This is a genomic window from Waterburya sp., assembly GCF_058530065.1.
The window spans coordinates 1-8024 of sequence record NZ_JBZNBU010000148.1; the positions used below are offsets into that span (position 1 = coordinate 1).

6 protein-coding genes and 1 pseudogene are annotated in these 8024 nt (G+C 38.0%); 3 read left to right on the plus strand and 4 right to left on the minus strand.

Going from position 1 to position 8024, the window contains the following annotated elements; all coding sequences use genetic code 11:
• Positions 1 to 164: 164 nt before the first annotated feature.
• The 3 genes from AC33VI_RS09585 to AC33VI_RS09595 all read right to left on the minus strand — a co-directional run bounded on the left by AC33VI_RS09585 (position 165) and on the right by AC33VI_RS09595 (position 3543).
• Positions 165 to 1385 (minus strand): ATP phosphoribosyltransferase regulatory subunit, encoded by a 1221-nt coding sequence (locus AC33VI_RS09585; RefSeq protein WP_491782041.1) that lies wholly within the window; start codon positions 1383 to 1385, stop codon positions 165 to 167.
• 91 nt (positions 1386 to 1476) lie between these two features.
• The gene (locus AC33VI_RS09590; RefSeq protein ID WP_491782042.1) at positions 1477 to 2505 is read right to left on the minus strand and encodes a J domain-containing protein; all 1029 of its coding nucleotides are present in this window, start codon (positions 2503 to 2505) and stop codon (positions 1477 to 1479) included.
• Positions 2506 to 2742: 237 nt separating this feature from the next.
• Positions 2743 to 3543, minus strand: coding sequence for a DUF4388 domain-containing protein (locus AC33VI_RS09595; RefSeq protein ID WP_491782043.1), 801 nt, complete (start codon positions 3541 to 3543; stop codon positions 2743 to 2745).
• Between the two features lie 432 nt (positions 3544 to 3975).
• Between AC33VI_RS09595 and lepB the strand changes: the two genes are divergently transcribed.
• The 3 genes from lepB to AC33VI_RS09610 all read left to right on the plus strand — a co-directional run bounded on the left by lepB (position 3976) and on the right by AC33VI_RS09610 (position 7872).
• Positions 3976 to 4545 carry a signal peptidase I gene (gene lepB / locus AC33VI_RS09600; RefSeq protein ID WP_491782044.1) on the plus strand — a complete coding sequence of 190 codons (570 nt, stop codon included), beginning with the start codon at positions 3976 to 3978 and terminating at the stop codon, positions 4543 to 4545.
• Between the two features lie 122 nt (positions 4546 to 4667).
• Positions 4668 to 5582 (plus strand): ParA family protein, encoded by a 915-nt coding sequence (locus AC33VI_RS09605; RefSeq protein ID WP_491782045.1) that lies wholly within the window; start codon positions 4668 to 4670, stop codon positions 5580 to 5582.
• A 4-nt stretch (positions 5583 to 5586) separates the two neighbouring features.
• Entirely contained in the window at positions 5587 to 7872 is a 2286-nt protein-coding gene (locus tag AC33VI_RS09610) for a putative PEP-binding protein (protein ID WP_491782046.1), read from the plus strand.
• Positions 7873 to 7880: 8 nt separating this feature from the next.
• On the opposite strand, the pseudogene AC33VI_RS09615 reads toward AC33VI_RS09610, so the two are convergent.
• A pseudogene (locus AC33VI_RS09615) lies at positions 7881 to 7979 on the minus strand (DUF5615 family PIN-like protein); the annotation flags it as partial.
• Between the last annotated feature and the right edge of the window lie 45 nt (positions 7980 to 8024).

Below are 8024 nucleotides of genomic sequence, written 5' to 3' on the forward strand. Positions count from 1 at the left end.
CGGATTTGGAAGTATTAATCTTACCCCTCGAAACCGTGCAAGTTGCTCTGGAACAATGTACTCGCTTGAGACAAGAAATAGGTATGGTAATGGAAACTCGCCGCAAAGCGATCGCTCTAACTCAAAAAACTCGTACCAGAAATTTGAGTAACGGACATGGGTGATTATGATTTAATGATTTCTTCTCTAGAACTGCCATCGGCTTCAATCCAAATTAACTTTTCGATCCGACAAGTTTTAGCGTATTGTTTGATGGCTGCTTCGGAACGTTCTCCCAAATCGATTTCTATTTTGGCGGATTCGTTTTCACTTCTCAATTGACGAGCAACTTTAAATGCTATTGCTTCTACTTCTGTAGTAGTAGGAATTACCAAACAGTCGCTATGGGGGATTTGTTGGGGTAATTGAGTTGTGGATAGCAAACAAGAATGTAAATCTTCAATAGACATAGAAAAACCAACTCCAGGGGAAGATTTTCCTTGAGGATCGTAAAGACTTAATAGCCGATCGTAACGTCCTCCCTCTGCCAAAATATAGGATTGATGGTCTTGAAAACTAACTGCCTTAAAAACAATCCCAGTATAGTAATCAAAGGTTTGTAAGAGACTCAAATCGAGGGTGAGTGGAAGGGGGCAATCCGAACTGCTATTTACCAATTCAACTAGAGACTTGAGATTATCAACTGTGGTTCTAGCTGACTCGTCCAAATCGAGGGCGGATATTTTTTGCAGGACTGTTTCGGGTTTGCCTCTTAAGTCGAATAACATTAAGGCTTTTGCTTTTAATTCTTCGTCCAAAGCCATATTTTCTAAAGTGATGCGATCGAGATGGGCAATACAATTGCGTACTTCAGTACGGATAGTTTTAGGAAAGACCGATAAAAGCGATCGCGTTAATCCTGCTTCGCCAATTAAAATCGACCATTCAGGAATGCCCAATCCTGCCAAACATTCTGCTAATAATAAAATAATCTCTGCATCGGCTAAAACTCCCCCTGCAAACAGTAATTCTACTCCTGCTTGATAAAATTCTAACTGACGACCGTGATGACCTCCAGAGGGGTTGCGAAATACATTAGAACGATAGCAAAGACGTTGGGGATAAGTGTTGCCCGCCATTCTGGTAACTGCTGCCCGAGCGATCGAAGCGGTCATTTCGGGACGCAATCCCAAAGAACTAGAGCCGTCGTTACGTAGTTGAATTACTTTTGAAGCTTGAATTGCTCCGCCTGCGGTAAGGGTATCTAGCCATTCTAAAGTAGAAGTGACAATGCGCTGATAGCCAAATTTCTGAAAAATATGTTGCAGGCGATCGTTAATCCAACGTTTTTGTTCTACTTCTAAGGGTAGTAAATCTCTAGCTCCAGCAGGGGGTTGATAAATCATTTCTAATTAATCTAAGGCTTCACATTTGATATTGCGACGGGATAGCCAATATCCACTTGTGTCATCTTACCTTGGGAAATGGTGTCTGCTCTTATTTTTTTTTCGACCCAAAAAAACCACTAAAGAAACCGCTATTGCCAGATTTACGATCTTTTTTTGATTTATTGTCAGGGTTGGGATTGGTAGTTTTAGATTTTCCAGCTTTTTTCAGCATTTTATCCAAAGTTTTCTTGCTTTCAACAACTATGGGATGATTGGGGCTAGCTTTATAGGCTTTACCAATGTGAACTTTTGCCATAGTTAACTGTCGCTTGTGTAAATAAGCTTGTCCCATCACTGCATGAGCTACCCCATGATTGGGATCGATTCTTAGTGCGTCTTTTAATTCTGTAATTGCTGAATCGATTTCTCCTTTAGCTATGTATTGCTGCGCTCGTCCCACAAAAGCATTTACTCTAACTTCAGTTGTAGGTTCTTCGATCTTATCTGAATTTGAGGCTGGGGCAGCTTGAGTCGTAGTAGCTTTACTTTGACTAGATGTTGGCGGATTTTTAGTTACTTTTGCATTGGGTTTGTGAGGTGTTGGAGTTGGCTTAACTGCTTCTTGAGTGACTTGAGGTTGGGGTTTTTTGCCAGCGATGCGATCGCCTTTGAGCATTAGATAAACTAAATTTAGTTCGCTAATTACACCAATTTGTTGGGTTACTCGCTCTAAAGACTTATACTGTTGAGAGGTTAATTTTTTCAGTAGCTTCGGATAAACTAACTCCACACTAGCTCCTGCTTGTAATAATTCTTGGGCTTCTTCACTATTAACGCTGACCTTATTTTTATTTTCTGCCAAACGCTTGCCAACTTGAGTTAAAACTAACTGATGCTCGGCAAAATTGCTTTTTCTTGAGAGTTGTTCGTATGCAGGATTGACCAATCTAGACAAAATCTGACTTGACATTTGCATTTTTTGCGGATCTTGACGACACTTATCTGGATGTAGCTTTTGGGCAATTTTAAGATAGCTCGTCCGAATTTGTTTGGGTTCAGCATCTAAAGATACACCAAGAATCGCATGGTAGTCTGTTAGATTTAATTTAAAAAGCCCGTGTTTAATTGCAAAAGACATGAGAAACAATAATATATAGTCAGTAGTCAGCAAGAAAACATATCTTGGTCGTAAAAATGCCGATCGAGATAGTGTCTGTATAATCTATTGTTCCCGTTCGTCTCCCAAAAAATGAAAGAATTAAAATAAAAAGTCAATCATCGAACATTGCTATAGAACTTTTATCTGGTTTTCATCCCATAAATTGCTTCTAGGATGATGCAAAATATTTGCCTAGATCAAGATCTGGGAATTAATTTATTCCCCTGATGGGGTGATCGCTTTTCTAGTTCCTTCGATTGTGTTCCAACTATAATTAGAGACAAAGATCGTTTCTGCTAAACCCACGGCAATTAAACGAAAAGCGACAGCTTGAACCTCATAAATCGGGCGATCTATAGTCTTCGCTATTGTCAAAATACAAGTGTTACTATCTATCAAATTCCAAACTTGGCGTTCAATAGTAGTCAGTTTTATTCGAGGTTCGAGGGCGAGTTTATTAAGAATTTGATTGGATGCTGGCAAGCGGTCGCTCAAACTTGTTGAGTTTTCCATGAGTCTTAGAGCATACATACTAGCAGTTCTAGTTTCAATCCTATATCCAGTCATCTCTAACCACGGGATAGTCAAAATTCGATCTTGTAATTCAGCAAAATCATCAAATCTAAATCTTCCATCCGTTAATTGAAAAAGTCGATAAACTTGATGTAATTGCAACTGAAAAACTAAATTTAACTGTTCTCGATTGAGCAGTTTCATTTTCTGTAGATAGATACCTAAAGGTACGCCAATCGGACACAATTTTCTCAATCGGGAAACGATCGCCTGATTTAACCATTTTCTTTGAGCAATCAATTGAATTAAGCCCTTTTGATTAAAACAATTGCTAACAGCAATTAAATAACCATTTTGAAACCAAATATAATAAAGTCCTCTGCGTTGTGTGGTTCTTTGGGACACGGGAATCTCTATGATTGCGCGACCCGATCTAGAATTATTACCAATTAATTGAAATAGTTGTGGTAAAGAAAATAAATCGATAGATCGAATAATACTCATAGTTCAGTAATTGCTGATGAATAAATATTTATTTGAGTTCTGCTGGCAGATGTTTATTCAATCAAAAATACCGCTTAAAATAAGCGATTTGATAGATATTTAAACTGACTTTCAAGTTATATCTAAAAGTGATAGATAGTTGCTTTAAATACTTAAAATAGGAGCGATATAATTAATCTACAATTATATTTCTTCGACTTTATTTACATTAGTCAACAAATAATCATAAGCCTATAAGACAGTTTGTTGTCTGGTAACGTCAGAATAAAAGAGTATACAATGATTACTTTCTAGAATTAATTGCCCTGAAAAAGATTCTGTTGTGGCAATATTTCCCTTGAGAGAAAAACTAACCAAAAATTTTCTCGATTTTTTTGAAATCGATCCTCAAAAACTTAACTGTTAACTCTTATTTTTGGAGGTAAACTACTGATGAGCGAATCAGAAGAAAATCCTATACTAGAACTACTCAAAACTCTAGTTTCCGCAGGAATCTTGGCAGTAGGAATCCGTGCTTGTGTTGCCGAAGCCCGTTTTATTCCTTCGGAGTCAATGCTGCCCACTCTAGAAATAGACGACCGCTTAATTATCGAAAAAATTAGCTATCGCTTTCGCGAACCCGAAAGAGGAGATGTCATAGTTTTTTCTCCTACCGAAGCTTTAAAGGAACAAAACTATAACGAAGCATTTATTAAAAGAGTGATCGGTACTCCAGGAGATGTAGTCAAAGTCGCCCAAGGAAAAGTATATGTCAACGGCAAAGAACTATCGGAAAATTATATTCTCAATCCTCCTCAATATCAGTATGGCCCAACTAAAGTGCCTGAAGGACAATATTTAGTTTTGGGCGATAATCGCAACAATAGTTACGATTCCCATCTTTGGGGTTTTGTACCTTTAGAAAATATAATCGGACGTGCTTCAGTTCGTTTTTGGCCTCCCAATCGTTTGGGAAATCTCAATGAAAAACCCCTCTATCCCGAATCCAAGTCTGATAAATAGTTAAATTAATCATTATTTTTTGATTTATCCCCATTAAAAACTTTAGGAAATATTATGATTTATCTTTGCCATAATATCTTCTGGCACACTAACGTTAACTAAGATTGTTAGGAATTTCAAACATGGGAACTATTATCAGCACTGTAAATATGAAAGGTGGAGTTGGTAAAACAACTCTAACTGTCAACCTTGCTACTTGTTTGTCCAAAAAACATGGCAAACGAGTACTAGTTTTAGATTTGGATTCGCAAATTAGTGCCACATTAAGCTTGGTTTCACCCCATGAATTTGCTAAGTTGCGCAAAAAAAGACGCACCATAAGCTATTTATTAGATAATGTAATCAATCCCAATCCTTGGAGTAAATTAGATATCAAAGATATTATCGTTCCTGGTATTTGTGATATCGATGGTTTGGAATTGTTGCCAGGAGACATCGAACTCTATGATGAATTTCAAGTTTCGGAAATGCTGCACCAACAAGCAGTAGAAAGTGGGGAGCAAAATTTCCAAAAAGTCTGGGACAATTTTGAAAGAGTGTTAATCGAGCAAATTGTCGAACCAGTGATCGACGATTATGATTTTATTATTCTTGACTGCGCCCCTGGCTACAATTTACTAACTCGTAGTGGTATTGCTGCTAGTAATTTTTATCTTTTACCCGCTCGTCCCGAACCTCTATCTTTAGTAGGAATTCAACTTTTAGAAAGAAGAATTGCCAAACTCAAAGAAAGTCATAAAGATACTAAACCCTTAGATGTCCAACTCTTGGGTATTGTCTTTATTCTTTCAGCAGGGGGTTTAATGGGCAGATATTACAAACAAGTAATGAAAAGGGTGCGAGATGATTTCAACCCCGAACAGTTATTTCAAAATTCAATCCCCATGGATGTTAATGTAGCTAAAGCTGTAGACTTGTTTACTCCTGTTTCTTTGGCAATGCCCAATTCATCTGGTTCTAAGGCGTTTTTGAAACTGAGCGACGAATTTATCGCTAAATCTTCGGTTGTCACACAAGAATTAGCTGCTGTTACTTAAAACAGTGAACTATATTTATTGGCTTTCACAAATTCAGCCTTCAGAAAGAGCGTTGGTTGGGAATCAATTGTATGTTCTCAGCCAATTACTTCAACACGGGCATCCTATTTTACCTGGCTTTGTTCTGGGTAAAACTCTAAAAGAGCAATTTTTAATTCACTCAAAACTATTTCAGTTAGTTATTGGGGATTTAACCGATAATTTGGCAAAAATCGACGATTATCAGACTTTACAATCTATTGCTCGTCACAGTCGCGAAACAATTACTCGCGCTACTTTTCCCGAAAAACTTTCAGCTGAGATATTTCCAACCGCACGGCAGTTAAATAGTGATGCTTTAATTTTACAACCCTGTTTATTTTCCGCTTCAGGACAGGATTTGAGTAGTAGGGGGTTTTGGCGATCGCACAGTTGCAATCTTCATCCCCAAGCCATAACTAAAACTATCAAAACAATTTATTCAGAGTTATTTAGTGCCAAAAGTTTAATCTATTTGCAGAAGTTGGGATTGACCAGAGCAAACATTAATTTAAGTATTTTAGTTCGACCTCTATTAAATGTTTGTGCTTCAGGATCGGTGGAGATAGATGCAGATTATATTGTAATTAAAGCTCTATGGGGTCAAGAACGGGGATTAACCCTGGGAGATGTAGATCGGGATATTTATTGGTTAGAACAGCCTACAGGACATATATTATCCCGTAAATTGGGTCATAAAAGCTATGGTTATCGTCCGAGCAAAATTCAGCTTGATTTTCCTAATGAAGACTGTTTGGAGTCTTATGTACCCCAAGAAATTAAAACAGAAGTTGCTGTTTTAGAAGCAGATGCAATCGCAGATTTATTTCAATTAGTTCAAAAGATATTAATCCAACAACCCCAAATTAAATACTTACAATGGATTGCTCTCGATGCACCAGGCAAATCAAATAATACTTTCAATTATTTTTTTACTCAATATAGCGATCGCCTGACAACTGTAACTAATTTTTCCTCTCCCGAAGTATCCTCAATTTTAGCTTCGACAATCAACAGCCAAGTTTTGCTAACAGGGATAGCAGCTGCTCCTGGTAAAGTTATAGCCAGAACGACGATTATTGACTCTTTAGAAGATCTTCCGACCTCTATTCATGAAGATACGATTTTGGTGGCAAAACAGATTACTCCCCAGCATCTTCCCCTAATCAAACAGGTTAAAGGAATTATTACCGAAGTCGGTGGTCAAAATAGTCATGGAGCGATCGTCGCTAGAGAATTAAATATCCCTGCTATTGTTGGGGCAATAGATGCGAGAAAAATCCTGAGTAATAGCCAAGAGGTTTTACTGAATGGAGACGATGGCAGAGTATATCCCCGATCTGTATTACAGTATTTATCTTGGTTCGATTTGTCTCAACCCCACCATGTACCCCAGCAGCAGTTTATTGCCACTAAATTGATGGTCAATATCTCTCAGCCTGAAAGTATTGCTCAATGTCTTAATTTACCCATAGATGGAGTAGGATTGTTGCGCTCGGAAATGATGTTGGGACAAATTCTATCGGCAACTACTCTAGAACAGCGACAATCTGAAATCTGGCAAGAACAATTTAGTCAGACTCTGAAAAAATATTTACGCCAATTTGTTAGAGCTTTTGCTCCTCGTCCGATTTTTTATCGCTCTCTCGATTTTGCAACTGTGGAGACGGAAGCAGGAGTTTTAGGCAATCGAGGAACTTATAGCTATCGTTGGGATTCTACTCTGTTTAGTTTGGAACTCAAGGCGATCGTCGAAATTTGTCGAGAAGGCTACAATAACCTTAATTTAATTTTGCCTTTTGTTCGCAGCCTAGAAGAATTCCAATTTTGCGCTCGCCAAATCGAAATTGCGGGGTTAAAAGAGCGGACATCTTTTCAAGTTTGGATTATGGCAGAAGTTCCTTCAGTAATTTATTTGCTGCCCCAATATATCGCAGCAGGAGTGCAAGGAGTGGCTATCGGTACTAACGATTTAACTCAACTGCTTTTAGGAGTAGATCGGGACGTAGCTCATTTCCAGCGCAATGGTTTAAATGCCAATCACGAAGCAGTACGCCAAGGGATTGCTCAAATAATTAAGATAGCGCAAGAACATCAAATAGATTGTTCGATTTGCGGTCAAGCTCCCGTAGAATATCCTGAATTAATCGACAAATTAGTTACTTGGGGTATTACTAGCATCTCCGTCGAGCCAGAAGCTGTATCGAGAACCTATAAAGCGATCGCCCGTGCGGAAAAGAAAATTCTCCTCGATTCTTTGAACAGGGATTAGGAACATTCTGCTAACTGATGTAATTGAATATGACTAGAATTGGGAAATAGATCTGATAATCTACTTACTAACTTTCTACTTAAATTCTGATCGAATAGTAATCTCAACTTGTACTTACCGATTTAACTAAACGATGTTCTCGATCTGCTGCA